At 50.9% G+C, this 269-nt stretch carries 1 rRNA gene; it reads right to left on the bottom strand.

The annotated features are described in order from the left end of the window. Position 1: 1 nt before the first annotated feature. A 23S ribosomal RNA gene (locus Ctaglu_RS24865) occupies positions 2-269 on the bottom strand; the annotation flags it as partial.

Genomic DNA, 269 nt, shown 5'->3' with positions numbered 1-269 from the left:
TGTTGAGACAGTGCCCAAATCATTACGCCATTCGTGCGGGTCGGAACTTACCCGACAAGGAATTTCGCTACCTTAGGACCGTTATAGTTACGGCCGCCGTTTACTGGGGCTTAAGTTCATACCTTCGGCGGGAACGAATTCCCGACTAAGTAATCCCCTTAACCTTCCAGCACCGGGCAGGCGTCAGCCCCTATACATCAGCTTTCGCTTTAGCAGAGACCTGTGTTTTTGCTAAACAGTTGCTTGGGCCTATTCTCTGCGACCTACTT

Origin of the sequence: Clostridium tagluense, from assembly GCF_003865095.1 — a bacterium.
Lineage (GTDB): Bacteria > Bacillota > Clostridia > Clostridiales > Clostridiaceae > Clostridium_AD > Clostridium_AD tagluense.
The sequence above is the reverse complement of the archived record's forward strand: the minus strand, read 5'-3'. Positions and strand labels throughout refer to the sequence as shown.